At 75.8% G+C, this 25,836-nt stretch carries 28 protein-coding genes and 1 tRNA gene; 13 read left to right on the top strand and 16 right to left on the bottom strand.

Annotated features, from left to right (window positions below; translation table 11 throughout):
* Window positions 1-24 precede the first annotated feature (24 nt).
* The 6 genes from FS882_RS14190 to FS882_RS14170 all read right to left on the bottom strand — a co-directional run bounded on the left by FS882_RS14190 (window position 25) and on the right by FS882_RS14170 (window position 5,910).
* The gene (locus FS882_RS14190; RefSeq protein WP_158373795.1) at window positions 25-1,101 is read right to left on the bottom strand and encodes an aliphatic sulfonate ABC transporter substrate-binding protein; all 1,077 of its coding nucleotides are present in this window, start codon (window positions 1,099-1,101) and stop codon (window positions 25-27) included.
* 44 nt (window positions 1,102-1,145) lie between these two features.
* Complete coding sequence (locus tag FS882_RS14185; protein WP_158373794.1) at window positions 1,146-2,021, bottom strand: ABC transporter ATP-binding protein; 876 nt, start codon at window positions 2,019-2,021, stop codon at window positions 1,146-1,148.
* Between the two features lie 465 nt (window positions 2,022-2,486).
* Window positions 2,487-3,695 (bottom strand): benzoate/H(+) symporter BenE family transporter, encoded by a 1,209-nt coding sequence (locus FS882_RS14180; protein ID WP_222848227.1) that lies wholly within the window; start codon window positions 3,693-3,695, stop codon window positions 2,487-2,489.
* Window positions 3,696-3,826: 131 nt separating this feature from the next.
* The gene (locus tag FS882_RS14175) at window positions 3,827-4,861 is read right to left on the bottom strand and encodes an LLM class F420-dependent oxidoreductase (protein WP_158373792.1); all 1,035 of its coding nucleotides are present in this window, start codon (window positions 4,859-4,861) and stop codon (window positions 3,827-3,829) included.
* A gap of 105 nt (window positions 4,862-4,966) precedes the next feature.
* Window positions 4,967-5,128, bottom strand: a complete 162-nt coding sequence (locus tag FS882_RS21040; RefSeq protein WP_187365307.1) for a hypothetical protein — start codon at window positions 5,126-5,128, stop codon at window positions 4,967-4,969.
* Window positions 5,128-5,910, bottom strand: coding sequence for a class E sortase (locus tag FS882_RS14170; protein ID WP_262348304.1), 783 nt, complete (start codon window positions 5,908-5,910; stop codon window positions 5,128-5,130). Before FS882_RS14170 ends, FS882_RS21040 begins: the two co-directional genes overlap by 1 nt.
* Before the next feature lie 229 nt (window positions 5,911-6,139).
* Between FS882_RS14170 and FS882_RS14165 the strand changes: the two genes are divergently transcribed.
* On the top strand, window positions 6,140-6,586 hold the full coding sequence (locus tag FS882_RS14165; protein WP_147796187.1) for a methylglyoxal synthase: 447 nt from the start codon (window positions 6,140-6,142) through the stop codon (window positions 6,584-6,586).
* A gap of 108 nt (window positions 6,587-6,694) precedes the next feature.
* Here FS882_RS14165 and epsC read toward each other — a convergent pair whose 3' ends face one another.
* Window positions 6,695-7,408 carry a serine O-acetyltransferase EpsC gene (gene epsC / locus FS882_RS14160; protein WP_158373790.1) on the bottom strand — a complete coding sequence of 238 codons (714 nt, stop codon included), beginning with the start codon at window positions 7,406-7,408 and terminating at the stop codon, window positions 6,695-6,697.
* 5 nt (window positions 7,409-7,413) lie between these two features.
* Window positions 7,414-8,349 (bottom strand): cysteine synthase A, encoded by a 936-nt coding sequence (cysK, locus tag FS882_RS14155; protein ID WP_158373788.1) that lies wholly within the window; start codon window positions 8,347-8,349, stop codon window positions 7,414-7,416.
* Between the two features lie 503 nt (window positions 8,350-8,852).
* Between cysK and FS882_RS14150 the strand changes: the two genes are divergently transcribed.
* Together FS882_RS14150 and FS882_RS14145 are read left to right on the top strand one after the other, a co-directional pair.
* A complete protein-coding gene (locus tag FS882_RS14150) occupies window positions 8,853-9,818 on the top strand; it encodes an alpha/beta hydrolase (RefSeq protein WP_158373786.1) in 966 nt (321 codons plus the stop codon).
* Window positions 9,819-9,904: 86 nt separating this feature from the next.
* Complete coding sequence (locus FS882_RS14145) at window positions 9,905-10,633, top strand: tyrosine-protein phosphatase (RefSeq protein ID WP_158373784.1); 729 nt, start codon at window positions 9,905-9,907, stop codon at window positions 10,631-10,633.
* Window positions 10,634-10,688: 55 nt separating this feature from the next.
* On the opposite strand, the gene FS882_RS14140 is transcribed toward FS882_RS14145, so the two are convergent.
* From FS882_RS14140 to FS882_RS21400, 4 genes are all read right to left on the bottom strand, one after another.
* The gene (locus FS882_RS14140; protein ID WP_158373782.1) at window positions 10,689-11,462 is read right to left on the bottom strand and encodes an SCO1664 family protein; all 774 of its coding nucleotides are present in this window, start codon (window positions 11,460-11,462) and stop codon (window positions 10,689-10,691) included.
* Between the two features lie 66 nt (window positions 11,463-11,528).
* On the bottom strand, window positions 11,529-11,927 hold the full coding sequence (locus FS882_RS14135; protein WP_147796193.1) for a hypothetical protein: 399 nt from the start codon (window positions 11,925-11,927) through the stop codon (window positions 11,529-11,531).
* 125 nt (window positions 11,928-12,052) lie between these two features.
* Entirely contained in the window at window positions 12,053-12,613 is a 561-nt protein-coding gene (locus FS882_RS14130) for a DUF3090 domain-containing protein (protein ID WP_158373780.1), read from the bottom strand.
* A 9-nt stretch (window positions 12,614-12,622) separates the two neighbouring features.
* Window positions 12,623-13,342 carry an MSMEG_4193 family putative phosphomutase gene (locus FS882_RS21400; protein WP_158373778.1) on the bottom strand — a complete coding sequence of 240 codons (720 nt, stop codon included), beginning with the start codon at window positions 13,340-13,342 and terminating at the stop codon, window positions 12,623-12,625.
* A gap of 84 nt (window positions 13,343-13,426) precedes the next feature.
* Between FS882_RS21400 and FS882_RS21395 the strand changes: the two genes are divergently transcribed.
* Complete coding sequence (locus FS882_RS21395) at window positions 13,427-14,659, top strand: NAD(P)/FAD-dependent oxidoreductase (protein ID WP_262348303.1); 1,233 nt, start codon at window positions 13,427-13,429, stop codon at window positions 14,657-14,659.
* Between the two features lie 105 nt (window positions 14,660-14,764).
* A complete protein-coding gene (locus tag FS882_RS14115; RefSeq protein ID WP_158373776.1) occupies window positions 14,765-15,766 on the top strand; it encodes a LysR family transcriptional regulator in 1,002 nt (333 codons plus the stop codon).
* Here FS882_RS14115 and FS882_RS14110 read toward each other — a convergent pair.
* From FS882_RS14110 to FS882_RS14100, 3 genes are read right to left on the bottom strand one after another with little or no spacing between them, the layout of a single operon-like run.
* Window positions 15,732-16,577 (bottom strand): SMP-30/gluconolactonase/LRE family protein, encoded by an 846-nt coding sequence (locus FS882_RS14110; RefSeq protein WP_187365305.1) that lies wholly within the window; start codon window positions 16,575-16,577, stop codon window positions 15,732-15,734. The two genes, FS882_RS14115 and FS882_RS14110, sit on opposite strands and share 35 nt — an antisense overlap.
* A gap of 23 nt (window positions 16,578-16,600) precedes the next feature.
* Window positions 16,601-17,653, bottom strand: coding sequence for a Gfo/Idh/MocA family oxidoreductase (locus FS882_RS14105; protein ID WP_158373773.1), 1,053 nt, complete (start codon window positions 17,651-17,653; stop codon window positions 16,601-16,603).
* Window positions 17,650-18,441, bottom strand: coding sequence for an SDR family oxidoreductase (locus FS882_RS14100; RefSeq protein WP_187365304.1), 792 nt, complete (start codon window positions 18,439-18,441; stop codon window positions 17,650-17,652). Before FS882_RS14100 ends, FS882_RS14105 begins: the two co-directional genes overlap by 4 nt.
* 204 nt (window positions 18,442-18,645) lie before the next feature.
* Here FS882_RS14100 and FS882_RS14095 point away from each other — a divergent pair, with 204 nt between their 5' ends.
* Genes FS882_RS14095 through FS882_RS14060 form a run of 8 tightly spaced genes read left to right on the top strand, consistent with a single transcriptional unit; the run spans window position 18,646 to window position 25,721 of the window.
* Entirely contained in the window at window positions 18,646-19,935 is a 1,290-nt protein-coding gene (locus FS882_RS14095; protein ID WP_158373769.1) for an extracellular solute-binding protein, read from the top strand.
* 11 nt (window positions 19,936-19,946) lie between these two features.
* Window positions 19,947-20,903, top strand: coding sequence for a carbohydrate ABC transporter permease (locus tag FS882_RS14090; protein ID WP_158373767.1), 957 nt, complete (start codon window positions 19,947-19,949; stop codon window positions 20,901-20,903).
* Window positions 20,903-21,724: a carbohydrate ABC transporter permease gene (locus FS882_RS14085; RefSeq protein WP_158373765.1), complete on the top strand. Its 822-nt coding sequence runs from the start codon at window positions 20,903-20,905 to the stop codon at window positions 21,722-21,724. The genes FS882_RS14090 and FS882_RS14085 overlap by 1 nt, the downstream gene beginning before the upstream one ends.
* A gap of 6 nt (window positions 21,725-21,730) precedes the next feature.
* Complete coding sequence (locus FS882_RS14080; RefSeq protein WP_158373763.1) at window positions 21,731-22,522, top strand: SDR family NAD(P)-dependent oxidoreductase; 792 nt, start codon at window positions 21,731-21,733, stop codon at window positions 22,520-22,522.
* A gap of 59 nt (window positions 22,523-22,581) precedes the next feature.
* Window positions 22,582-23,388, top strand: a complete 807-nt coding sequence (locus FS882_RS14075; RefSeq protein WP_158373761.1) for an HpcH/HpaI aldolase family protein — start codon at window positions 22,582-22,584, stop codon at window positions 23,386-23,388.
* Entirely contained in the window at window positions 23,385-24,086 is a 702-nt protein-coding gene (locus tag FS882_RS14070; RefSeq protein WP_158373759.1) for an RraA family protein, read from the top strand. The genes FS882_RS14075 and FS882_RS14070 overlap by 4 nt, the downstream gene beginning before the upstream one ends.
* On the top strand, window positions 24,073-25,068 hold the full coding sequence (locus FS882_RS14065) for a sugar kinase (protein ID WP_158373758.1): 996 nt from the start codon (window positions 24,073-24,075) through the stop codon (window positions 25,066-25,068). Before FS882_RS14070 ends, FS882_RS14065 begins: the two co-directional genes overlap by 14 nt.
* Window positions 25,065-25,721, top strand: coding sequence for a bifunctional 4-hydroxy-2-oxoglutarate aldolase/2-dehydro-3-deoxy-phosphogluconate aldolase (locus FS882_RS14060; RefSeq protein WP_158373756.1), 657 nt, complete (start codon window positions 25,065-25,067; stop codon window positions 25,719-25,721). The genes FS882_RS14065 and FS882_RS14060 overlap by 4 nt, the downstream gene beginning before the upstream one ends.
* Here FS882_RS14060 and FS882_RS14055 read toward each other — a convergent pair.
* Window positions 25,710-25,783, bottom strand: a tRNA-Gly gene (locus tag FS882_RS14055). The genes FS882_RS14060 and FS882_RS14055 overlap by 12 nt on opposite strands.
* Between the last annotated feature and the right edge of the window lie 53 nt (window positions 25,784-25,836).

Below are 25,836 nucleotides of genomic sequence, written 5' to 3'. Positions count from 1 at the left end.
CGCGGACGCCGGCCCGGCACGGGGTCAGCCGGCGATGCTGCTCGGGTCGGCGTTCTCCGCGTAGGTCGGCTCGAACAGCTCGTCCAGGGCGGCGTCCACCAGGTCCTGGCTCGACACGTCGCCGGACTCGACGAAGATCGGGCCGACCACCCCGAGCACGTCGCGCTGCGCCTGGCCGGGGACCGGGTCGATGTCGAGCGTGGTGCGCTCGGTGATGACGGTCTCGGCGACGGCCGGGTCGATGCCGGCGACCTCGGCGAGGATGTTCACGACCTCGTCCGGGTTCTCCTGCGCCCAGGCGCGCGCCTTCTCGTAGGCGTCCACGACGACCTGCGCCAGGTCCGGGCTCGCGTCCAGGAAGTCCTGCGTCGCGTTGAGGAACCCGTAGGTGTTGAAGTCGACGTTCCGGTACAGCAGCGTCGAGCCGGCCTCGGCCTCGCTGGCGGCCATCAGCGGGTCCAGGCCCGACCACGCGTCGACCGAGCCGTTCTCCAGCGCCGCCTTGCCGTCGGCGTGCTGCAGGTTCTGCACCTCGACGTCCGCCGGGTCGACGCCCGCCTCCTCCAGGGACTGCAGCAGGAAGAAGTACGGGTCGGTGCCCTTGGTCGCGGCGACCGAGCGGCCGGCCAGGTCGGCGACCTCGGTGATGTCCGACCCCGCCGGGACGACGAGCGCCGCCCACTCCGGCTGGCCGTAGATGTCGATGGTCCGGATCGGCGAGCCGTTGGACCGGGCGAGCAGCGCCGCCGAGCCCGCCGTGGAGCCGACGTCGATCGCGCCGGCGCGCAGCGCCTCGTTGGCCTTGTTCGACCCCGCGGACTGCACCCACTCGACGTCGACGTCGTCGCCGAGCGTCTCCTCCAGCCAGCCCTGGTCCTTGATGACGAGGCTCAGCGGGTTGTAGGTGGCGAAGTCGATCGTCAGGGTGTCGGCGCTCCAGCCCTCGGCGGCGGTGGCGCCGTCGTCCGGGGCGTCCGCCTGGGCGGTCTCGCCCTCGCCGGCCACGCAGCCGGCGAGCAGCAGGGTCGCGGCGACGGCGCCGGCGCCGAGGGCGATCGGGCCGCGCAGCCGGCGACGGAGGGCGGTGGTGAGGGCGGTCATGGGGTGCTCCAGGTGGGGTGTCGGGGGTGTCGGGGCGGTGCGGGTCAGATCGAGTGGTGCGCGTCGGGGTCGTGCGCCGGGTGGTGCGAGGGCACGCCGAGGCCGTCCAGCAGCTCGGCGCGCAGCTCCGCGAGCCGGGCGTCCGCGCGGTCGCGGGGCCGGTCGCCGGGGACCGTGATGACGGAGCGGACCGAGGCGGCGTCCGGCGCGGCGGGGGCGAGGGCGCCGAGCAGGACGACGCGGTCCGCCAGGTAGAGCGCCTCCTCGACGTCGTGCGTCACGAGCAGCACGGTCGTCGGCCGGCTGGCGTGCACCTCGAGCAGCAGGTCCTGCATCCGCAGCCGGGTCAGGGCGTCGAGCGCGCCGAACGGCTCGTCGAGGAGCAGCACCCCGGGCCGGCGGGCGAGCGCCCGGGCCAGGGACGCGCGCTGCGCCATGCCGCCGGACACCTGCCGCGGGCGCAGGCCCGCCGAGCCGGCGAGCCCGACCAGGTCCAGCAGCCGGGCGACCTGCTCGCGGGACTCGGCGCGCGGGGTGCCGCGGGGGACGCCGAGCGCGACGTTGTGCGCGATCGTGCGCCACGGCAGCAGGCGCGGCTCCTGGAACGCGACCGCCGTGCGGGCGTCGTACGGCGCGACCGGGTCGTCGCCGATCAGGATCTGCCCGGCGTCGGGGGCGTCGAGGCCCGCGACCTGGCGCAGCAGCGTCGACTTGCCGCAGCCGGACGGGCCGATGACGGCGACGATCTCGCCCGGGGCCACTTCCAGGTCGAGGCCGGCGAGCACCGGGCGCGGGCCGGACGGGGTCGCGAAGGTGCGGGCGACTCCGCGGAGCGCGACGGGGCGGGCGGTCGCGGGGCCGGTCGCGGCGCCGGCGGTGGCGCCGGCGCGGGCCGTGGTGGCGCTGGGGGCGGAGGTCATGGGGGTTCCCGGGTCGTGGGGCCGCGTGGACGCGGCGCGGGGCGGCGGGCCCGGCCCCGGTCGGCGACCGGCGGCGGGGCGCGGGTCGGACGGGTCGCGGGCGGGCGGGGTGCTGCCGGGGCGCGGCCGGTGGGCGTCGGGGGACGCGGGTCAGGCGGCGCGGGAGGTGCGCGGACAGCTCGCCGAGGGGCGACAGCAGCGCGCCGAGGCGGACATCGGCAGGCCCGGGCGCTGGGTCGTACGCGGGTGCATCGACCGGGCCACGGGCCGCCTCCTTCGCATTGTCTCGCCCGATGAGACGCATATGTTCACGTCTCGGGATCACCGCCGACAGTAGCGCCCGACGTGCGGCGCGACAACCCCGACCCCGCGGGCCCACCTCTCGCCGAGATGGCAACTCTCGGCTGTCGTCGGTCGCCCGAGCGCAGCCGAGAGTTGCCATCTCGGCGGAGGGGAGGGCGCGCGTCAGCGGCGGGCGGCGCGCAGGGTGAGGTGGACGGCGATGCCCGCCAGCAGGCCCCAGAACGCCGCCGAGACGCCGCCGACGCTCACGCCCGAGACCGTCACCAGGAAGGTCACCGCCGCGGCCTCACGGTGCTCCGCGGGGCCGAACGCCCCGCCCAGCGACGCGGCCAGCGTCCCGACCAGCGCCAGACCGGCCGCCGCGGCGATCAGCCCGGCGGGCGCCGCCAGCGCCACGGCGGCCACCGCTGCCGAGGCCACCGCCAGCACCACGTACCCGCAGCCCGCCACGACGGCCGCGCGCCACCGCCGCCGCGGGTCCGGCCCGCCCTCGGGGCCGGCGGCGAGCGCCGCGCTGATCGCCGCGAGGTTGATCGCGTGCCCGCCGAACGGGGCCGCGAGCACGGTCCCCGCGCCGGTCACGAGCATGACCCGGCGCAGGGGAGCGGCGTACCCGAACCCGGCCAGCACCGCGACGCCGGGGATGTTCTGCGACGCCATGGTCACGACGAACAGCGGCACCGCGACCGACACCACGGCCGACCAGGACGGCTGCGGCGTGGTCCAGGTCAGCGACGGCACCAGGTCCGCGGCGTCGAGCGCGCGCACGCCGGGGGAGGCGACCGCGATCGCCACCGCGAGCCCGATCGCCGCGGGCGTGGCCCACCGCGGCGCCAGCCGCAGCAGCACCAGCCACACGACCACCACCGGTCCGACCAGCAGCGGCCGCTCCGCGACGGCGAGCACCGGCTGCAGGCACAGGTCGACCAGGACGCCCGCGAGCATCGCGTTCGCCAGCGGCACCGGGATCAGCCGCACCCAGCGCTCGAGCCGCCGCCACAGCCCGACCGCCGCGAGCAGCACCCCGCACAGGACGAACCCCGCGACCGCCTCGGGCCACCCGCCCGCCGCGGTCCCGGTGGTCGCGAGCAGGGCGGCGCCGGGGGTCGACCAGGCGACCGTGATCGGCAGCCGGGTGCGCCACGCCAGCAGGATCGTCGCCGCACCCATCGCCAGCGTGACGGCCAGCAGCCCGGACGCGGCCTGCGCGGGGGTGGCGCCGACCGCGCGCAGGCCGCCGAGCACGACGGCGAACGCGCTGGTAAACCCGACGAGCGCCGTGACGACGCCGGCGGCGACGTGCGTCCCGCCGTCCCGCGCCGGGAGGTCGGCGGTCGCGGTCACGGCGGGGGAGTCGTCGGGCCGGGTCACGCGCCGCACGGTAGCGCCGCGGTGTGTCCGCCGCGTTGCGCCGTCCGCGCCCGAGGTCGTCGGTTCCGTCCACCCGAGGGGGTGCGGAACCGGCGACCTCGGGCGGAACCGACGACCTCGCCCCCTTGCGGTCAGCCCAGCAGGCCGGCGATCTGCTCCAGCTGGTCCGGCGCCGCCTGGACCAGCAGCGTCGTCACCGCCGTGTCCCGCCACGCCGCCGCCTGCTCGCGCACGTCGTCCGGCGTGCCCACCAGCGCCACGTCCCGCACCAGCTCGGTCGGCACGGCCGCCGCCGCCCGCGCGCGGTCGCCCGCGAGGTAGTGCGCCTGGATCTCCGCGCAGGCGTCCGCGTAGCCGAGCCGGGCCAGGGCGTTCGCGTGGAAGTTCGCCCCCTTCGCGCCCATCCCTCCGGCGTACAGCGCGACGAACGGGCGGACCGCGTCGGCGGCGGACTCGACGTCGGCGCCCAGCACGACGGGCACCGTCGCCGTGACCTCGAACTCCTCGACGGGCCGGGTGCCGGCGAGCCGGCGGTCGAAGCCCTCGGCGAGCAGGCCGCGGAACTCGTCGTCCAGCCGCGGCGCGTAGAACAGCGGGAGCCAGCCGTCGGCGATCTCGGCAGCGAGCGCGATGTTCTTCGGTCCCTCCGCGGCGAGGTGGATCGGCAGGTCGGCGCGCAGCGGGTGCACGGTCGAGCGCAGCGCCTTGCCGAGCCCCGACCCCTCGTCCTCGGGCAGCGGCAGCCGGTAGAACGGCCCGGCCGCGCGGACCGGCCCCTCGCGGCGCAGCACGTCCCGGACGATCGCGACGAACTCCCGGGTGCGGGCCAGCGGCCGCGGGTACGGCTGCCCGTACCAGCCCTCGACGACCTGCGGCCCGGACACCCCGAGGCCGAGCGTGAACCGACCGCCGGACAGGTGGTCGAGGGTGAGCGCGGCCATCGCGGTGGCGGTCGGCGTCCGGGCCGCGACCTGGGCCACGGCCGTCCCGAGCCGGACACGCGAGGTCGCGGCCCCCCACCAGGCCAGCGGGGTGAAGGCGTCCGAGCCGTACGCCTCGGCGGTCCACACGGAGTCGAGCCCGAGCCGGTCTGCCGCCAGCACCGCCTCCGCCGCCCCGGGCGGGGGCCCCGCCGACCAGTAGCCGGTGTGGTAGCCGAGCCGCATGCCGCCTCCTCGTCGTCCCGCGCTCGCCGGTGAGCGCGGTCGCGGCCCATGCTGCCGTGCCACCGGCCGCGGCGCGAGGACACCGCGCCGCCGCGTCGCCGCCGGTCAGCCGAGCGACGGGTCCCCGGTCAACCAGGTCAGGTGCGGCGCGAGGGCGGGGAAGCCCCAGCCGAACAGACCGACGAGCACCGCGGCCAGCAGCACGAGCGCGAGCAGCACCCGCACCGGCAGCGGGCCGGGGAGGTGCCGGAACAGCCACGCGTACATCAGACGCCTCCCGTCGCGAGGACCGCCTCGGGCGTGCCGTCGGCGCGGTCCAGCCAGCCGGCGAAGGTCGCGTACGTGATCCACCGCTGGTCGTTGCCGTACTCGCCGAGGGTGCGCGAGTGGCAGGTCGTGAGGGTGAGCAGCCGCTCGGTCGGGGCGACGCCGGGCTGCCGGGGGACGGGAGCCAGCACGGACGACTCGGACGGCTCGACGATCTCGTGGGAGGTGACCTCGTAGACGTACCAGGTGCTGGCGGTCTCGATCACGACGGGGTCGCCGGGGAGGAGCTTGTCGACGTGCCGGAACGAGTCGCCCCAGGTGCGCCGGTGCCCCGCGAGCGCGACGTTGCCCACCTCGCCGACCTGCTGGGTCCCGGCGTACCGGCCCGCCATCGCGCGGTCGAGCAGGTCCGGCGTGGTGCCCTCGACGACCGGCATGGCGTTGCGGGTGAGCCCGTCCCAGCGCGGGACGGTGAGCACGCCGACGACCTCGCCGTGCCCGACGGGCGCGGGGATCGGCGGGTCGTCGGTGCGGAGCTCCGCGGTCGTGGCCGCGGCGGGGGGCAGCGCGGCGCGCACCTCGGCGAGCACGGCGTCGGCGTCCTGCCGGGCGGTGACGGTCGTCCACCACAGCTGCCAGACCAGGAACAGCGCGAGCAGCACGCCGAGGGTGATCAGCAGCTCCCCGGCGACGCCGACGGCGGACACGGCGGGATCCCGGCGGGCGCGGGCCCGGGAGCGCGCGGCGGCGTGCGCCGGGGCGGGGGCGGGCGGCGGGGTCACGGCAGCGACGCTAGGTGCCGCGCGCACCACTCATCGGGCGGCTGAGTGGTGCACGAGGGGCGCCTGGGTGGGTGGCGGCCCGCGACGGGTGGGCCGGTCGGTACCCCGCGGTCCGCGCACAGGGCGCACGCACCGCACCGACATCCCCGGGCTCTAGGGTGTGGCCCGGGCGCTCCGCCGTCGTCGCTGCCCGCCCACCGATGCACCGCTCCACGGAAGGACCCCGCCCATGCCCGGCGCCGCCCACCACATCGCCCTGGTCGCCCACGACAACAAGAAGGTCGAGCTGCTCCGCTGGGCGGAGTTCAACCGCGGCACCCTGTCCCGGCACCACCTGTACGCGACCGGCACGACGGGCACGATGCTGGAGTTCGAGCTCGGGCTGCCCGTGACGCGGCTGCTGTCCGGCCCGGTCGGCGGGGACCAGCAGATCGGCGCCAAGATCGCCGAGGGCACGATCGACATGCTGGTGTTCTTCTGGGACCCGCTGGAGCCGCAGCCCCACGACCCCGACGTCAAGGCGCTGCTGCGGATCGCCGCGGTGTGGAACGTCCCGATGGCCGCGAACGTCGCGACCGCGGACATGCTGATCTCCTCGCCGATGCTGGGCGAGGAGTGGACCAGCCGCCCCGAGATCACGCCCCGCGCCTGGGACGGCAGCTCCCCGGTCGCCTGACCTCGGGTTCGTCGCACCTCGCACGCCCGCCCTACGGTTTCCGGCCCCGCACCCTGCGATCGCAGGAGGCGGGGCCGGACACCGTAGGCCGCGCGGACGCCGCGCCGGTCAGATGTAGATCGCGGGGTCGTCGATCTCCGGCTCCGGGGGAGCGGAGGTCGGCTTCTGGCGGATCTTCGCCGGGACGCCGACCGCCACCGCGCCCGCGGGGACGTCCTTGAGGACCACCGCGTTCGCGCCGATCTGCGCGCCGTCGCCGATCCACACCGGACCGAGCACCTTCGCGCCCGCGCCGACCACGACGTCGTTCCCGACCGTCGGGTGCCGCTTGCCGCGCCGCATCGTCTTGCCGCCGAGGGTCGCGCCGTGGAACAGCACCACGTCGTCGCCGACCACGGCGGTCTCGCCGACCACCACCCCCATGCCGTGGTCGATGAACAGCCGGCGGCCGATCGTCGCGCCGGGGTGGATCTCCACCCCGGTGGCGGCGCGGGAGGCCTGGGACAGCAGCCGGGCGGGCAGCCGCAGGGCCGGCTCGCGCCACATCCGGTGCGCCACCCGGTGCACCCACACCGCGTGCAGGCCGGGGTACGCCAGGGCGACCTCGACCCGCGACCGAGCGGCCGGGTCCCGGCGCTGCGCGGCCTCCAGGTCCTCGCGCAGCGTGCGGGCGAGCCGGCGCAGGCTGCGCCAGTGCTCGCCGGCGCCGGTGGACCCGGTCGCCGCGCGCTCGGCCGAGGTCGCGCGCGCCGGGGTCGGCACCCCCCGGCCGGCGGGCCGGGAGGTGCCGCCCGTGAGCGGCGGTCGCGTGGTCGAGGTCATGGCGATCAGTCCAGGAGGTCGGCGTACAGGATGGAGGAGAGGTACCGCTCGCCGAACGACGGGATGATCACGACGATCAGCTTCCCGGCGTTCTCGGGCCGCTTGCCGAGCTCGATCGCGGCGTGCAGGGCGGCGCCGGAGGAGATGCCGACGAGCAGGCCCTCCTCCTTCGCGGCCCGGCGCGCGACGGCGACGGCGGTGTCCGCGTCCACGTCGATGATCTCGTCGTAGATCTCCGTGTCCAGGATCTCGGGGACGAAGTTCGCCCCGATGCCCTGGATCTTGTGCGGGCCGGGCGCGCCGCCGTTGAGGATCGGCGACTCGGCAGGCTCGACGCCCACGATCTGCACGCCGGGCTTGCGCTCCTTGAGCACCTGGCCGACGCCCGTGATCGTGCCGCCGGTGCCGATGCCGGCGACCAGGATGTCGACCTCGCCGTCGGTGTCCGCCCAGATCTCCTCGGCTGTGGTGCGGCGGTGGATCTCCGGGTTGGCCTCGTTGGCGAACTGCCGGGCGAGGATCGCGCCCGGGCGCTCCGCCACGATCTCGTTCGCGCGGTTGACGGCGCCCTTCATGCCCTCGGACGCGGGGGTGAGGATGAGCTCGGCGCCGTACGCGCGGAGCAGCGCGCGCCGCTCCTTCGACATCGACTCCGGCATGGTCAGCACGACGTCGTAGCCGCGGGCCGCGCCGACGAACGCGAGCGCGATGCCCGTGTTGCCCGAGGTCGCCTCGACGATCGTGCCGCCCGGCTGCAGCTCGCCCGAGCGCTCCGCCGCGTCGACGATCGCGACGCCGATCCGGTCCTTGACCGAGCTGGCGGGGTTGTAGAACTCGAGCTTGCCGACGACCGTCGCGCCGACGCCCTCGGTCAGCTTGTTGATCCGCACCAGCGGGGTGTTGCCGATGAGCTTCGTCGCGTCGTCGTAGATGCGTGCCATGTCAGTCCGTCCTTGGGAGTGTCGGCGGTGCAGGGGGGAGCGGCGCGGGGCGCGCCCGGCCGCGGGTCGAGGGCGAGCGCTGGCCCGGGGCGGGCCCGGGGCGGGCCGGGGGCCGGCGTGCGGCGGTGCGGCCAGCGCTCTACAGACAGCGACAGCGGGTCGCCGCGGGCACGGCGTGCGCGCGCACGGGGGCGGGGCGCGACGGGAGGAGCGCGGTGCTCGGCGCGAGGCGCATGCCCGGTCCCCTCTCCCTGGTGGTCGGCACCCGACACGGCCGACAGTAGCGCCAACGCACGCGGCCCCACAAAGATGCCCGGGCGCCCCGATCGGGTGGTCCCCGGACCCCGGCGCGGGCCCGGTCGACGGCCGGCTTCCACCCCTCCACCGTGCGGCACCGGTCAGGTCGCCGCCACCGGGAGCAGCGGTGACGCGGCCGCCGGCCGCGGCGGGGGTCGGGCGCGAGGGCCTCCCGGGGGGCGGGCGGGGGTGGCAGGATCGCCGGCATGCGGGTGGACGACGCGGTTCAGGACGTGCTCGGCGGCGACTGGGTGCAGCGGACGCTGCACCTGCGCCCGGACGCCCAGGGCGACGCCGTCGCGACCCTGGTGCACCGGCGCGACGCCGGAGGCGACCGGGCACGGCCGGCCGTCCTCTACGTGCACGGGTTCGTCGACTACTTCTTCCAGACGCACGTGGCCGACGCGCTCGCGGACCGCGGCTACGACCTGTACGCCCTGGACCTGCGCGACTACGGCCGGTCCATCCGCGCCGGCCGGGAGCCGAACGACACCCGGTCGCTGGCGGTCTACGCCGAGGAGGTCGACGCCGCGGTGCGCCTGGTCCGGGAGCGGCACGACCGCGTGGTGCTGCTGGGCCACTCCACCGGCGGCCTGATCGCGGCGCTCTGGGCCCAGCACCGGCGGGGGCGGGGCCTGGTCGACGCCGTGGTGCTCAACTCGCCGTGGTTGGACGTCCGCGGGTCGTTCGTCGAGCGGACCGTCCTCGCCTGGACGATCGACCACGTCGTCGGCCGGGTCGCCCCGCGCCTGGTGGTGTCGCACGTCGGTGAGCACTACGGCCGCGCGCTGCACGCGGACGGCGGCGGCGAGTGGTCGTACGACCTGGCCTGGAAGCCGTACGCGGGGTTCCCGGTGCGGGCGGGGTTCGTCCGCGCGATCAAGCGCGGGCAGGCCGAGGTCGCCCGCGGGCTCGACATCGACGTGCCGGTGCTGGTGCTCGCCTCGGACGCCTCGGGCCCGGACGACCGCTGGCACGACGGGCTGCTCACGACCGACTCGGTGCTCGACCCGGCGGACATGCGCCGGCTCGCGCCGCGGCTGGGGCGGGACGTCACGTACGAGGAGATCACCGGCGGTGCGCACGACCTGGCGCTGTCCCCGCTCCCGGCACGGACCCGGTACCTCGACGAGGTCGTCGGCTGGCTGGACGTGACGCTGGCCCGCGGCTGACCGGCGCCCCCCCGCCGCGAGCAGTACCCACGCAGCGGTGGCGGGCGCACCACCCACCGCGCCGCGGGCCGTGTACTGGTCCGACCATGAGCGACACCGACGTGCGGATCCCGGGGACCGCGAACTTCCGCGAGGTCCGCGTGACCGTGGGCGGCGGGTACCGGCTGCGCCCGGGGTACCTGTTCCGCTCCGACGCGCTGTCGCGGCTCGGGCGGCAGGGGCGCGCCGCGCTGACGGCGCTCGGGGTCCGGCGGGTCGTGGACCTGCGGTCGGACCGGGACCGTCGGCTCGGCGGCCGGGACCGGCTCGGCGGGGGCGTCGAGGTGGTGCGCGTCCCGATGCTCGGCGGCTCCGCGGCGAGCTTCCTGGGCCGGTGGGAGCTGCGCGACGTCTACCGGGAGATCCTGGTCGGGCACGGTCCCGAGGTGCGGGCGGCGGTGCGTGCCGTCGCGGGGTCGCCCGGGCCGGTGGTCGTGCACTGCACCGCCGGCAAGGACCGCACCGGGGTCGTGGTCGCCCTGGTGCTGCTCGTCCTCGGGGCCGACCGGGACGAGGTGGTCGCGGACTACGCCGCGAGCGAGGGGAACCTGGCCGGGCAGTGGACCGACCGGATGCTCCGGCGGCTGCGCCTGCTGGGCGTCCGGCCCGACGCGCGGCTGCGGGCGATGATCGGCAGCAGCCCGGCGGCCGTGCTCCGGGACGAGCTGGCGTGGCTGGACCGCGAGCGGGGCGGGGTCGCGGGCTACCTCGCGTCCGTGGGGGTCGGCGCGGACGACGTGGACCGGCTGCGCGCGACGCTGCTCGTGCCGGCCTGACCGCGCCTGCCGGCCCGCCCGGCACGACCGGCGGCCGGGGACGGCGGCGCGGGCGTCAGAACAGCGGCCACGGCACCGCGGGCATCTCGCCCTCCGGCCCCGGGAACCGGGGCGCGGCCAGCAGGCGGTCGCACCGCGCGGCGAGCGCGTCCACCTCGGCCGGCGCGAGCAGCGGGCCGAGCAGCCGTCCCAGGTCGGCGTCGAGCGCGGCACGCACCCGCCCGACCCCCGCGACCTCCTCGGGCGACAGGTCGTCGCCGAGCCAGCCCCACAGCACCGTGCGGAGCCGGGGCTCGACGTGGAACGTCACCCCGTGGTCGACGCCGAGCCGCCGGCCGTCGGGCTGCGGGAGCACGTGCCCGCCCTTGCGGTCGGCGTTGTTCACCAGCACGTCGAGCACCGCCATCCGGCGCAGGGCGGGGGAGTCCTCGTGGACGAGCGTGACGGGCCGCCCCTCCTCGTCGCCGCCCTCCAGCACGGTGCGCACGCCCGCGGGCACCGTGTCCGAGGGCACGACGTCGACTGGGTCCTGCTCGTGGTCCGGCTCCTGCCAGAGCTGCACCATCCCCGGCCCGAGTGGGCCGTCCCGGAGCCAGGTGCGCGGGACCACGCCCCAGCCGGTCGCCTCCGACACGAGGTACGCCGCGACCTCGCGGTGCGCGAGCGTGCCGTCGGGGAAGTCCCAGAGCGGCTTCTCGCCCGCGACCGGCTTGTAGACGACGCGGGTGCCGTCGATCGCGGCGAGGAACGTCGCGTTGGACGCCACCGTGATCCGGCCGAGCACCTCGAGCGGGCCGCCGTCGAGGTCGGGCGGGGTCACGGCTGACATGCGGCCCATGCTAGGAGCGGGCGCGAGCCCGGGCCCGCTCGTCGGGCCCGAACCCGCGCGAGCGCGTCACATCGGCTCGGCGATCTCCCGCCCGTGCGCGGTGAGCGCCCAGATGACGAACACGTCCAGCGCGATCACGACCAGCGCCCACACCGGGTAGTACGGCAGCCAGGCGAAGGACGCGAGGCCGCTGACGACGGCCATGATCACGCCGATCGTCCGGGCCCAGACCGCGCCGCTGAACACGAAGAACCCGGCGAGCGCGACCACCGCCCCGAGGATCAGGTGCACCCAGCCCCACGAGGTGACGTCGAGCTGGAGGACCCACTCCTCGCCGGCGACGTAGAAGGTGTCGTTGACCAGGGCGACGATGCCCTGGAAGACGTGCATGACGCCGATCATGATCATGATCGTGCCGGCGAAGACGGTCATGCCGACCGCCAGACCGCTGCGACGCTCGCTCATCGCGGTTCCCCTCCCGCTCCGGGCCGACCGGGCCCGGTGGGCCCGCTGCCGGGACCGACGCTAGGTGGGGTCGGGGAGCGGCGGCATCACCCGCGCCGAGTGGCTGCGCGGGGGGGACCGGGCGGTCAGCGGGGGTCGGCCGTGCCGCAGACGTGCCCGTCGGGGTCCATCGGCTCGCCGCACCGCGGGCACGCGGGGCGACCCTGCGCGACGACCCGGCGGGCGCGCTCCGCGAACGCGCGCGCGGAGCCGACGGGCATGCGCAGCACCATCGCCTCCTCGGGCTCCGGGTCCTCCGCCGCCAGGCGCTCGGCCTCCTCCTCGGAGTCGACGAGCACGAGCGGGAACGCCTCGACGACGATCTGGGCGGTGGCCCGGTCGAAGTGCAGGCGCATCTGGCCGAGGCGGAAGTCCTCCTCGACGGGCTGCTCGACCGGGTCCGCGTCCACGAGCTCGGCGAACGCCTCCGCGGGGACGCTGTACGGGTTGCCGTCGGTGGTCATGAGCTCGTCGAGGATCTCGTCGATCTTCTCGGCGAGGGTCGACGCCCACTCCTTCTCCATGGCGACCGAGGTCAGCCGGCGCCCGGTGCGCGCCTGGAGGTAGAAGGTGCGGGCCCCGGGCCGGCCGACGGTGCCGATGACCGCGCGGTCGGGCCAGTCGTGCAGGTGGAGGAGGGTGGCCATGACCCCATGCTAGGAGCGCGGACCGACACCGTCGCGTGCGGCCTCCGCCACGCCCGCGCCGCCGCCGACCGCCGCGTCCCCTGCGGGCGCCGCCGCCCGCAGCCAGGACAGGTCGCCGGCGTCGGTGTTCGTGGCGACGACCTCGGGCCGCGTGGGGCCGTACCGCACGACCGACACCGACGCCGGGCCGGCGTGCAGGCGCTGGAACAGGTCGAGGTGCATCCCGAGCGCGTCCGCGAGCAGCGCCTTCACCAGGTCGCCGTGCGTGACCGCCGCCCACACCGCGCCCGGCCCGTGCTCGGCCTCGACCGCGGCGTCCCGCTCCCGCACCGCCGCGACCACCCGGGCCTGCATCGCCGCGAGCGACTCCCCACCCGGGAACACGGCTGCGGACGGCTGGCCCTGGACGGTGCGCCACAGCGGCTCGTCGGCGAGCTCGCGCAACGGCCGGCCCTGCCAGGCGCCGTAGTCGCACTCGGTGAGCCGGTCGTCGACGCGGAGCGCCGGGGCGGGGTCCTGCCGGGCCAGCACGGCGTCGGCCGTCTCGCGGCACCGCTCGAGCGGGCTGGTCACGACGGCGACCAGCGGGACGGCGGACAGGCGCTCGGCGGTGCGGGCGGCCTGCTCGTGCCCCACGGCGTCGAGCAGCACCCCGGGGGTGCGGCCGGCGAGCACTCCGGTGGCGTTCGCGGTGGTGCGACCGTGGCGGACGAGGAGGACGGTGGCCATGCGGTGCAGCCTAGGCAGGTGCGGCGGCGCGGCGCCGGGCGGGCCGCGCTCGGGCGCGGCGGCGCGGTGGGCTACGGTCGGCCGGTGCGAACGGCGGGAGTGGTCGGCGGCGGCCCGGCGGGGCTGATCGCCGCGGAGGTGCTGGCCGGGGCCGGCGTGGCGGTGACCGTCTACGACCGGATGCCGTCCCCGACGCGCAAGTTCCTGCTCGCCGGGCACGGCGGGCTGAACATCACGCACTCCGAGGGTCGGGACCGGATGCTCCCGCGGTACGGCGACGCCGCCGGGCGCCTCGCCCCGTTCGTGGACGCCTTCACGGCCGACGACCTGCGCGCCTGGTGCGCCGGGCTGGGTCAGGAGACCTTCGTCGGCACGAGCGGCCGGGTGTTCCCGCGCTCGTTCCGGGCGACACCGCTGGTGCGGGCGTGGCTCGCGCGGCTCGACGCGCTCGGCGTGCGGATCGAGCGGCGGCAGCGCTGGGACGGCTGGGCCGAGGACGGCGCGGGGCTGCGGCTCGTGGGGGTCGGCGGGGGCGTGGACGGCGAGCACCGGACCGCGCGGCACGACGTGGTGCTGTTCGCGCTCGGCGGGGCGTCCTGGCCGCGGCTCGGCTCCGACGGGTCGTGGGTGCCGGCGTTCGAGGCGCGCGGCGTGGCGACGGCGCCGCTGCGCGCGGCCAACGTCGGCGTCCGGGTCGGCTGGACGCCCGGGTTCGCGGACCGCTTCCAGGGCGTGCCGCTGAAGCACGTGGCGCTGACGGTCCGCGGTCAGGACCGGGCGCCCGTGCGCGGCGACGCGATGGTCACCCGCACCGGCCTGGAGGGCGGGCCGCTGTACGCGGTCGGGGCGGCGGTGCGCGCGGCGCTGGACGCCGGCGGCTGCGTGCTGGAGGTCGATCTGCGCCCGGACACCCCGGCGGAGCGCCTGGCCGAGCGCCTCGCGCGGCGCCGGCCCAAGGACTCCCGGTCGACGTGGCTGCAGCGGTCCGTGGGCCTCGACCCGGTCGCGGTCGGGCTGCTCCGCGAGGCGACCGGCAACGCCGTGCCCGACGACCCGGCGGAGGTGGCGGCGCTGCTCAAGGCGGTGCCCGTCCCCGTGCCCGCGACCATGCCGATCGACCGGGCGATCTCCAGCGCCGGCGGGATCCGCTGGTCCGAGGTCGACGAGCACCTGATGCTGCGGGCGCTGCCGGGGACGTTCGTGGCGGGGGAGATGCTCGACTGGGAGGCGCCGACCGGCGGGTACCTGCTGCAGGCGTCGTTCAGCACCGGGGTCGCCGCGGCGCGCGGCATGCTCGGGTGGCTCGCGGGGCGGTGAGCTGCACCGCGCCGCCCGGCTCCCGCGTCCCCTGACGCCTGCCACCGCTCGACTCCCCGCGAGGCGGTGACCTACTGTCGCGGGGTGGGCGGTCCGGTTGCGGGCATGCGGGGTCAGGGGGCGTTCCGGTTCCCGGCCGACTGGGTCGCGACCTTCGTGGCCGTGGCGCGGCACGGGGGGTTCTCGGCGGCGGCCCGGTCGCTGAACCGGGCCCAGCCGAACGTCAGCGCCCACGTCGCGGCGCTCGAGAGGGCCTGGGGGGTCCAGCTCTTCGACCGGTCGTACCAGCCCGTGCAGCTGACCCCCGAGGGCCGGGCCATGCTGCTGCACGCCGAGGCGTTCCTGCACCAGCTGGACTTCCTGTCGCAGATGACGGAGAGCCTCGGCGAGGTCCGCGGCACCGTCCGCGTCGGCCTGTACCCGAGCGTGTCCTGCTGGCTCTTCCCGCGGTTGCTCCCGGTGATCGGGCGCTTGCACCCCCAGGTGCGCCTCACGCTGTGGGAGGGCCAGACCGCCGACCTGTCCGACGCCCTGCTCACCGGCGCGGTCGACCTCGCGGTGCGCCCGCTGATCCCGCTGGCCACCTCGGACCGGCTGCAGTACGAGCCGCTGTGGCGCGAGCCGCTGGTGGCCGTCGTCGCGCCTGGTCACCCGCTCGCGCGGCTGGAGCGGGTGACGCCGGCAGACGCCGCCCGCTACGACCTCGTGACCGTGGGCGGCTCCGTCACGCCCGGCACCGCGTACCAGTTCGAGGTCGGGCTGGCGTTCGCGCAGGCCGGCCTGCGTCCCACGATCGCGTACCAGACCAACCAGCCGCAGACGCTGGTCAACCTGGCGCGGCTGAGCGGGTTCGTCGGGCTGACCAACGTGCTCGCCGCGCAGACCGCCGACCACGCGGGCGTGGTGATGCGGCCGATCGACGGGGAGCCGTTCACGCGCACGGTCGGGCTGTGGCGCCGGGTCGACGCCGCGCTGTCGCCGGCGGTCGAGGCGGTGCACGAGGCGGTGCTGCGGCTGGGTGCCCCCGAGGGCGCCCCGGACGTGGCCGCGAGCGGGCCGCCCGACGGGGAGATCACACCGCGCCGCGGAACATCCGCCCGGGACTGAGGTCGGTGCGCACCCGCAGCAGCCGGCCTGCGTCGGGGGGTTCGCGCACGGGGTCGGGGTCGCAGGCGACCACGAGCGACCCGCCCGCGAACGCGCAGTTGAGCGGGCGCCAGCCGGTCCGGACGAACCCGAGGTGGCGGCCGTCCGCGGCGACCAGGTCGAGGCCGCCCGATCCCATCGTGCTGACCACGAAGCCGCCGTCGGCGGTCGCCGCGAAGCCGTCCGGGACGTGACCGGCCGGCAACGTGGCGACCCGCGTCGTGGTCCCGTCCGGCATCCGGTGCACGATCCGGCGCGTCGCGCTCTCGACCCAGGCGACGGCGCCGTCCGCCAGCGCGACGATCCCGTTCGGGAACGTCGGCCCGACGTCGATCGCGACCGCGGGCAGGCCGCCGCCGACGGCGAAGACGTAGCCGCGCTCCGGGTCGTCGAACCGGCGCCCCGGGTCGGTGAAGTACAGCCGGCCGTCCGAGCCGAAGCACAGGTCGTTCGGCGCCCGCAGCGCGTGGCCGGCGACCTCGGTGACCACGGTGTGCACCACCCCGTCGGGGGCGACGCGCTGGATGGCGGGCGTCGCGGGCCGCTCGGGCTCCCAGCCGCCGAAGCCGCCGCCCGCCTGGGTGAGGTAGACGCCGTCGTGGCCGACGGCGCAGGCGTTGGGGCTGCCCCCGGTGTCGGCGAGCACCGCGGCGCCCGTCCCCTCGCGCCAGACCGTGAGCCGCGAGCGACGGGTCTCGACCAGCACCACCGAACCGTCGTCGAGCTCCGCGGGCCCCTCGGGGTGGTCGAGGCCCTCCAGGAGGACGTCCACAGCGCCGCGTCCGCCGGGCGCGCTCACGCCGTCCCCCGGCGGGCCCCGGCGTGCAGGCGCTCGATGAGGTCGAGGGTCTCGACGGCGTCGGCGGGGTCGACGGGCATCGGGCCGTCCCCGCGCAGCGCGGCGGCGACGTCGGCGTAGAAGGTCGGGTACGCGCCGCGTTCGGTCGGCACCGGCACGGTCGACCCGTCGGTGCCGAGGTCGCCCCAGCGGGAGGGTGAGCTCGCGCCGTAGTGCGGGTCCCCGGGGTGCATCCCGCCGCCCAGCTGGGCCTCCTGGGGGTCGACGCCGTGCTGCACGTAGCCGGCCCGCGACCCGAGCACCCAGTAGCGCGGGCCGGGCAGCGGGGTCGCGCTGCTCATCCACAGCCGCGACCGGACGCCGCCGGCGTGGACGAGCCGGACGAACGCGTGGTCCTCGGCGACGGCGTCGGGGCGGAGGCGGTCGAGATCGGCCCGTGCGTCGACCACGGGCCCGAACAGGCGCACCGCCTGGTCGATCAGGTGCGGGCCGAGGTCGTACAGCACGCCCCCGCCCTCGGCGACGGTCGTCCGGCCCCGCCACCCCGGGCCCACCTCGGGCTCCCACCAGGAGAACCGGGACTCGAACTGGAGCACCCGGCCGAACGCGCCCCGGGCGCACAGGGCCTGCAGGGTGCGGAAGTCCCCGTCGAGGCGCCGGTTCAGGAAGGTCGTCAGCGGGACGCCGCGCGCCCGGGCGGCCTCGAGGAGGTCGCGACCGTCGGCCGCGGTGACGGCGAGCGGCTTGTCCAGCACCACCGGCAGCCCGGCGTCGACCGCGGCGCGCGCCAGGGGGACGTGCGACGCGTTCGGCGTCGCGATCACGACGAGGTCGACCTGCGCCGCGCGCCGCCAGAGCTCCTCCGGCGTGGTCAGGACCTCGGTGCCGGGGTGCAGCGCGGCGACCTGCACCGCCTCCACGGCCGAGGGCGTCACGACGACGGCGAGGTCGAGCTCCGGCCGGGAGGCGATCAGGGGCGCGTGGAACACGCGCCCGGCGACGCCGAAGCCGAGCAGGGCGACGCGGGTGCGGGGTGGGGCGGTACTCACGAGGGCTCCTCGACGGTCGGTCCGGGGGTGGACGGGTCGTGCCGCGGCTGGATGCGCAGGTCGGGGACGTGCACGTGGTCGGGGCGTTCCGCGAGCCAGACGACGGCGGCCGCGACGTCCTCGGCCCGCAGCATCCGCGCGCGGGTCGCCGGGTGCGGCGGCGCGGACCGGGCGTCCCAGATGCTCGTGTCCGTCTGCGCGGGGCTGACGGAGCTGACCCGGACGAGCGGCTCCTCGAGCGCGAGGCCCTCGGTCAGCGCCCGCGCCGCGTGCTTGCTCGCCCCGTACGCCACCGCGCCGGGCCGCACCCGGTGCGCGCCGGTCGACAGCACGGTCACGACCTGGCCGTGGGTGCGGCGCAGCTCGGGCAGGGCGGCGCGTGCGACCAGGTGCAGGCCGAGCACGTTGGTCCGCAGCAGCCGCTCCCACTCGGCGGCGGGCGTGTCGGCCACCGCGGCGTCCCCGGCGGAGGCGACGCCCGCGCTCAGCACGAGCAGGTCGATCCGGCCCAGGTCGTGCCGGACGTCCGTGATCGTGCCGCGGACCTGGTCCTCGTCGCCCACGTCGCACGGGTAGCAGCGCCGAAGGCCCGCCGGGCCGCCGGGGCACACGTCGCGGCCGAGGGCCGCGACGGACATCCCCCGCCCCACGAGGGCGGCCACCACGGCCGCGCCGATGCCGCGGGTGCCGCCGGTGACGAGCGCCACGCCCCCCGCCAGCTCGCGGCGGGTGGGGCGCGGGGCGCGTGCCGACGGGCCGGCGGCGGTGCTGCTTCCAGTGGATATCACGGCTTTCACCGTAGGAGCGGGGCCGTCTGGTCCCGAGTGCCAGACGGATCCCGGATGGGGGTCATCCGCATTCGGCGACGGCGTTGACCCTGTCCGGCCGGCTGGGTCGAATCGGGGCACGACAGCGGTCCGCCCCCCGAGGACACGGCGCGGACCGAGGAGATCGGGAGCGTGTCCTCAGCTCGGCGAGAAGAGAGGTTGGCCATGACAGCGCAACGACCCGCGTCGCACGGAGCCGGAACGAGGCGGCGGCGTGGCCCCCTCCTGGCGGCCGCGGCGGCGCTGACCTCCGTCGCGGTGGCGGCGTGCTCCGGTTCGCCCGGCTCCTCGTCGACCGGGGCCGACGGCGGCACGATCACGGTGTGGGGCTCCTCGGACTCGGGGCTCGAACCGCTCATCGAGAAGTTCGAGAGCGAGCACCCGCAGTACACGGTGAAGTACACCAAGTACTCGTGGGACGCGCTGGACGGCAAGCTGGTCGCGGCGATGGCCGGGGGCGCGGCCCCCGACGTCTCGCAGGCCGCCGACATGGAGGTGGGCCAGTTCGCGGCGCTCGGCGGCCTGGCGCCGCTCGACGACTTCATGGCGGAGCAGGGCTACGCGGACGAGGACTTCCTGCCGGCGTCGTGGGACTACTTCGCGAGCGACGGCCGGACGTGGGCGGCGCCCGCGTACACGGACGTGCGCGGTCTGTTCTACCGCGAGGACCTGTTCGAGGCTGCGGGGCTCACCGAGCCGCCGGCGACGCTCGACGACCTGGTGGCGGACGGCATCGCGCTCGGCGACGGCGCCGACGTCTTCGGTTTCGCCGACCAGACCGGCCAGCTCGACGTGCACCTGGTGTCGTGGCTCGTCTACGCGTTCGGCGGGGACTTCTACAGCGCGGACCACACGACGGCGACCGTGACCTCGGCGCCCGTGATCGAGGCGCTCGAGTACTACCAGGACCTCTACACCCACGACGTGGCGCCGGGCGACCCCGCCAAGCGCGTCGACCCGTGGCAGGGCTTCAAGGAGGGGTACTACGCCATGGCCCACTCCGGCCCGTGGTGGATGGGGCTGCAGCGGAACGAGGCGCCCGAGCTCGCCGGGACGTGGGCCCTCGCGCCGCTCCCCGAGGGCCCCACGTCCTCGACCGTGTACGGCCACCCCAACCCCTGGATCGTGCCGGCGAACGCCGCGAACAAGGACGGCGCCCACGCCTGGCTCGCCTTCATGCTCGACCCCGAGAACCAGGCGCAGTGGTACACCCTCACGGGCCTGCTGCCGTCGAGGGTCGCCGCCTACTCCGACCCGCAGGTCGCCGACGACGCGATGCTCCAGCAGTGGCTCGAGCTCGGGCAGCGCCCGGCGAACTCGATCCACGGCGTGCCCAACGGGCAGGCGATCGCCGAGGCCGTCTACGCCCTGTCCGGCGACCTGAAGAGCGGCGCCGACGTGCAGGAGGCCGCGCGGGTGGCCAACGACAAGATCCAGCAGCTGCTCAACGGATAGGTCCGACCACCATGTCCACCGAGACCGAGGTGCCCGGACGAGACCGGGCCGTCCGGCCGGAGCGCGGCTCCGGCCGGGGGCCGGGCCGGCTGCGGAGGTGGCGCTTCCTGGACAGCAGAGCGCTGTTCCTGACCGCGACGCTCGTGCCGGCGCTGACCATCCTGACGACCTTCGTCTTCTGGCCGATCCTGTACTCGATCTACCTGAGCTTCTTCCGGACGAGGCTGTTCAGCCCGGTCGAGTTCGTCGGGCTCGAGCAGTACCGGACCGTGCTCGGCGACCCCGTCTTCTGGCAGGCGACGCGGAACACGCTCCTGTACACGGTCGGCTCGCTGGTGGTCAGCGTCGCCGTCGGCCTCGGCCTCGCGCTCCTCCTGCAGAAGGTGGTCCGCGGGACCGCGCTGTACCGCACCGCCTTCTTCCTGCCGTACGTCGTCCCGTACGCCGCCTACGCGCTGCTGTGGTTCTGGTTGCTGGACCCCCGCTACGGGTTCGTCAACTACATCCTCGGGCACGTCGGGGTCGGGCCGGTGCCCTGGCTCCAGTCGGGCGACTGGGTGATCCCGGCGTTCGTGCTGATGAGCGTCTGGAAGCGGATCGGCTTCGTCGCCGTGGTGCTGCTCGCCGGCCTGCAGACGGTGCCGTCCGAGCTGTACGACGCGGTGTCGGTCGACGGCGGCGGCGCGTGGACCAAGTTCCGGTACGTCACCTGGCCGATGCTGCTGCCGATCACCCTGTTCGTCTCGGTGATCCAGCTGATCTACAGCCTGCAGATCTTCATCGAGCCGTACGTCCTGACGCAGGGCGGACCGGGCACGTCGTCGGTGTCGATGGCACAGCTCCTCTACAACCAGGCCTTCGGGACGCTCAACGTCGGCCAGTCGTCGGTCACGGCGGTCGCGATGCTCGTCCTGATCGGCGGCTGCTCGGCGGTGCTCTACCGCCTGCTGAACCGGAAGGAGGACTGATGACGCGCCGCACGATCGCCTCGGTGGCCCGGCACGCGGTCCTAATCCTCGTGCTGCTGTTCTGCCTGGTGCCGCTCTACTGGCTGGTGTCGACCTCCCTCAAGGAGACCCAGTTCATCAAGAGCTGGCCGCCGGGCTGGATCCCGCAGCCGCTGACCTTCGCGCACTACGGCGAGATGTTCCAGCAGCTCCCCGTGGGCCGCTGGATGCTCAACTCGGTCGTGATCGCGGCCCTCACGGTCGTGTGCAACGTGGTGTTCTGCTCGATGGCGGCCTACGTGCTCGTCCGCAAGCGGTTCTGGGGCCGCGGGGTGATCTTCGCGATCGTGGTCGGCTCGATGATGGTGCCGCCGGCGGTGCGGCTCATCCCGAGCTACCTGCTCACGCAGAAGCTCGGTCTGCTCGACACGTACGCCGGGATCGTGCTGCCCACGGCGGTCACGGGCTTCGGGATCTTCCTGATGGCGCAGTTCCTGCGCACCCTGCCGGCCGAGGTCGAGGACGCGGCGCGGGTGGACGGGTGCACCGACTGGGGCGTGCTGTTCCGCGTCATCCTGCCGATGTCCCGTCCCGCCCTGACGAGCCTGGCCGTCTTCGCGCTGGTCTGGTCGCTCGACGACTACCTGTGGCCGCTGCTCGTCACGTCCGACACCCAGATGAGGCCGCTGCCCGTCGGCATCACGATGTTCGTCGACACCACGATCGACTGGGGCCCGCTCACCGCCGTCACGGTCGCCACGATCCTGCCGGTCGCGATCCTCTACGTCCTGTTCAACCGGTACTTCATCACCGGCCTGACGGCCGGTGCCGTCAAGGGATAGGTGCACATGGCAACCGAGCAGCAGAACCTCCTGCCCGCCGACCTCACCGGCACGTGCGCCCTGGTCACGGGCGCGGCCAAGGGGATCGGCCGGGCCACGGCGACGGCGTTCGCCCGGGCGGGCGCGGTCGTGCTCCTCCTCGACGTCGACGAGGCGGGCGGCGGTGCCGCGGCCGAGGAGATCGTGCGGGCCGGCGGGACCGCGATGTTCCAGCGCGCCGACGTCGCCGACGCCGAGCAGGTCGACGGGGCCGTCAGCGCGTTCGAGGCGGTGCACGGCGGGGTCGACGTGCTGGTCAACAACGCGGCGCTGGTCAACCCCGGGACCGTCGACACCATGAGCGAGGCCTCCTGGGCAGCCGTGATCGGGGTGAACCTCACCGGGACCTTCCTGGTCTCCCGCCGGGTGCTCCCGTCGATGCAGGCCCGCGGCCGGGGGGTCATCCTCAACCTGGCCTCCATCACCGGCCTCGTCGGGCGCGCCGGGCGACCGGCCTACTGCGCGTCGAAGGGCGGGATCATCGCGCTCTCCCGCGCGATGGCGGTCGACCACGGGCCGGCGGGCGTCCGCGTGAACGCGGTGTGCCCGAGCGGCGTCGAGACCGACCAGATGGCGGAGCTCTACCAGGAGAGCCCCGACCCCGAGGCGGCGCGCGCCGAGGCCGTCGCGCTGCACCCCGTCGGGCGGCTGGCCGCCCCCGAGGAGCTCGCGGCGTTCCTGACCTTCCTGGCCTCGGACCGCGCGTCGTTCATCACCGGCTCGGTCCTCACGTTCGACGGCGGGTACACCGCCGTCTGAGCCGAGCGCGCCGCCGGCGCGCGACCGAGCAGCCGACACACCAGAGAGAGAGGGAACCCATGTACGCCCGCACGAACCTCGTGAAGCAGAAGATCGCCGACGGACAGCCGGTCATCGGCATGGAGTCGTGGCTGCGCGACCCCCGGATGGCCGAGCTCCTCGGCCACGCCGGGTTCGACTTCCTGCACATCGAGTACGAGCACGTCGCCCGGGACTGGGAGGGCGTGGAGAACCTGGTGCGGGCGGCCGAGCTGGCCGGGATCACCCCGCTGTTCCGCACCGAGCAGTGCGTCGCGGGTCAGCCGCCCGTGAACCAGATCATCAAGGCGCTCAAGGTGGGCGCGCAGATCATCATGGTGCCGGAGGTCGACTCGGCCGAGACCGCGCGCAAGGTGGTGCAGGCCGCCAAGTTCCCCCCGCTGGGCCAGCGCGGGATCGCGACCTGCGACCGCTCCGCGCGGGAGATCCCGCGCCCCGCGGAGCTCGACGTCCAGCGGTTCGGGCGCGAGCTCGACGACGAGGTCATGCTGTGGGCGATCATCGAGTCGCCGGAGGCCGTCGAGAACATCGACGAGATCCTGGCCGTGGAGGGCATCGACGCCGTCGGCTTCGGGCACCAGGACTACTCGCTCACCGCGGGTATCGGCGACGAGGACTCCGCCGAGACGAACGCGGCCCGGGAGAAGGTGTTCGAGGCCGCGATGCGGCACGGCAAGCACATGTGGTGGAACGCCGCCGAGCCGCAGGCCATGCTCGAGCAGTTCGCCCGCGGCATCCGGATCGGCCTGCTGAGCGTCGACCTCATCCAGGTCGACACGCTGCTGCGCCGGCTCGCCGCGGAGGTCCGGGCGGGTCTGCCGCGATGACCCGGGACACCACGCGGGTGCGGGACACCCCGGTGCGGGACGACGCCGGCGAGACCCGGCGGCTGGTCGAGGCCTTCCGCGCGATGACCGACGTCGTGTCCGTCTCCTGCGTCGTGGCGGACGCGCAGCAGCGCGCCCAGGTGATGCACAGCTCGTTGCGCCTGCGCAGCGTGACGCACGCGTTCATCGGCACGGCGGTCACCGTGGGCCTGTCCCCGGGGAACCTGGTCGACCCGCTCGCCGTGCTCGATGTCGTGTCTCCGGGCGACGTGGTGGTGGTCGACGCGTTCGGCGAGAGCGAGACGTCGGTGTGGGGCGGGCTGATGTGCGGCCTGGCGCGCTCGCGCGGCGTCGCGGGGGTGGTGGTCGACGGCTCCGCGCGGGACATCGACGAGGCGCGGCTGCTCGAGTTCCCGATCGTGTCGCGGTCCGTGTCGCCGCGCTCCACGCACAGCCCGGTGACCGGGCGCTACGAGCCGGTCGCGCTGAACACCCCGGTCCACTGCGGGGGTGTGATCGTGCGGCCCGGCGACCTGGTGGTCGCGGACGAGATCGGGGTCACGGTGGTGCGGCAGGAGGACCTGGCCGAGGTCCACGAGCGCGCGGTGACGCAGGCCGAGCTGGAGTCCAGCACCCGGCGGGACATCCTCGCGGGCCTGTCGTACGCGGATCTGCTGGCGAAGTATGGCCGGATCTGACCGGGGGACCGCGCCGGCCGGAGGGCGCGCGGCGGACCCGCCCGCAGGCCCGGACCTCGTCACGCTCGGGGAGGCGCTGGTCGCCCTGGTGGCCACCGACGGCGTGCCGCTGCTGCACGCCGCCCGCTACGACCGCTGGGTGGTGGGCGCCGAGAGCAACGTGGCGGTGGGCGTCGCGCGGCTCGGCCACCGGGTCGCGTTCTGCGGCCGGGTCGGCGACGACACGTCCGGTGAGGTGGTCCGGCGGTTCCTGCGCGGCGAGGGGGTCGACGACGCCGCGGTGCGGACGACGCCGGGCCGGGCCACCGGGTTGATCGTGCGCGACGCCCCCTCCGGTCGGCCGGTGGACCTGGTGTACCACCGCACGGCGGCCGCCGGGTCCGCGCTGTCACCCGGCGACGTGCCGCTCGCCGTGGTGCGGTCCGCGCGCGCGACGCACCTCACCGGCATCAGCGCCATGCTCGGCGACGGGCCGTGCGCCGCGGTGCAGTCCGCGGCGCACGCGGCCCGGGGCGCGGGCCGCTACGTGACGCTGGACCCGAACGTCCGCCGCCGGCTCGGACCACCGGCGGCCTGGCGGTCCGCCCTGGAGCCCCTCGTCGGCCTCGCCGACGCCGTCCTGGTCGGCGACGAGGAGCTCGCCGTCCTGGGCGGCGGGTGCGGCATCGGCTGGTTCCTGGACCGCGGCGCACCGCTGGTCGTGGTCAAGCGCGGCGCGGCGGGCGCCACGGCCACGGACGGCACCACGACCTGGACGGTGCCCGCGCGCCCGGTGCCGCTGGTGGACCCGGTGGGCGCCGGCGACGCGTTCGCCGCCGGGTGGATCTCCGCGTGGCTGCGCGGCAAGGACGTCGAGGACGGGCTGCGCGAGGGCGCCGCGGTCGCGGCCTGCGTCGTGGCCACCCGCGGCGACGTCGACGGCCTGCCGACCGCCGCCGAGCGGGACCACGTGCTGGCCGACGGAACGGATGTGCGGCGATGAGCGTGGACGAGCAGGTGCTGGCGGCGGTGCGCGCCGAGCGGCTGATCGGGATCGTCCGGGCGCCGGACGCCGCGGCGGGACGCGCGGCGCTGTCCGCCATGCGCGCCGCGGGGGTCCGGGTGGCGGAGGTCTCGCTCGGCACGCCGGGCGCGCTGGACCTCGTCGCCGAGGCCGCGGACGCGACCGGCGGCGACGTCATCGGGGTGGGGACCGTGCTCCGCGCCGCGGACGTCCGCTCGGCCGTGGCGGCCGGGGCGCGACTCGTCGTGACGCCGGCGCTCTGCGCGGACGTGGTGCGCACCGCCCGCGACCTGGGCGCGATCGTGGTCCCGGGCTGCGCGACCCCGACGGAGATGCTCGAGGCGCTCCGCCTCGGCGCCCACGCGGTCAAGCTCTTCCCCGCCGACCTGTGGTCGCCGGGCGCCCTGCGGACCATGCTCCGGGCGCTGCCGCAGGTGCCCGTGGTCCCCACCGGCGGAGTGACGCTCGGCAACGCCGGGCAGTGGCTCGACGCGGGGGCGATCGCGGTCGGCATGGGTGCTGACCTCGCGCGGGCCGGGCACGTGGCGGACGTCCGCCGGTCGGTGGCGGCCCTGCGCCGGTCGGCGCGCCCGGTGACGACGGGCGGCGCCGCGATACCGTGGAGCGGATGACGGGAATCGAACCCGCGTAGCCAGTTTGGAAGACTGGGGCTCTACCATTGAGCTACATCCGCGCAGGCCCGCCGGGGCGGGCCGCCGGACCAGGGTACCGGCTCGGGCGACCACC

The organism is Cellulosimicrobium cellulans, from assembly GCF_007679345.1.
GTDB lineage: Bacteria > Actinomycetota > Actinomycetes > Actinomycetales > Cellulomonadaceae > Cellulomonas > Cellulomonas cellulans_A.
This window is presented reverse-complemented; position numbering and strand designations above follow the sequence as displayed.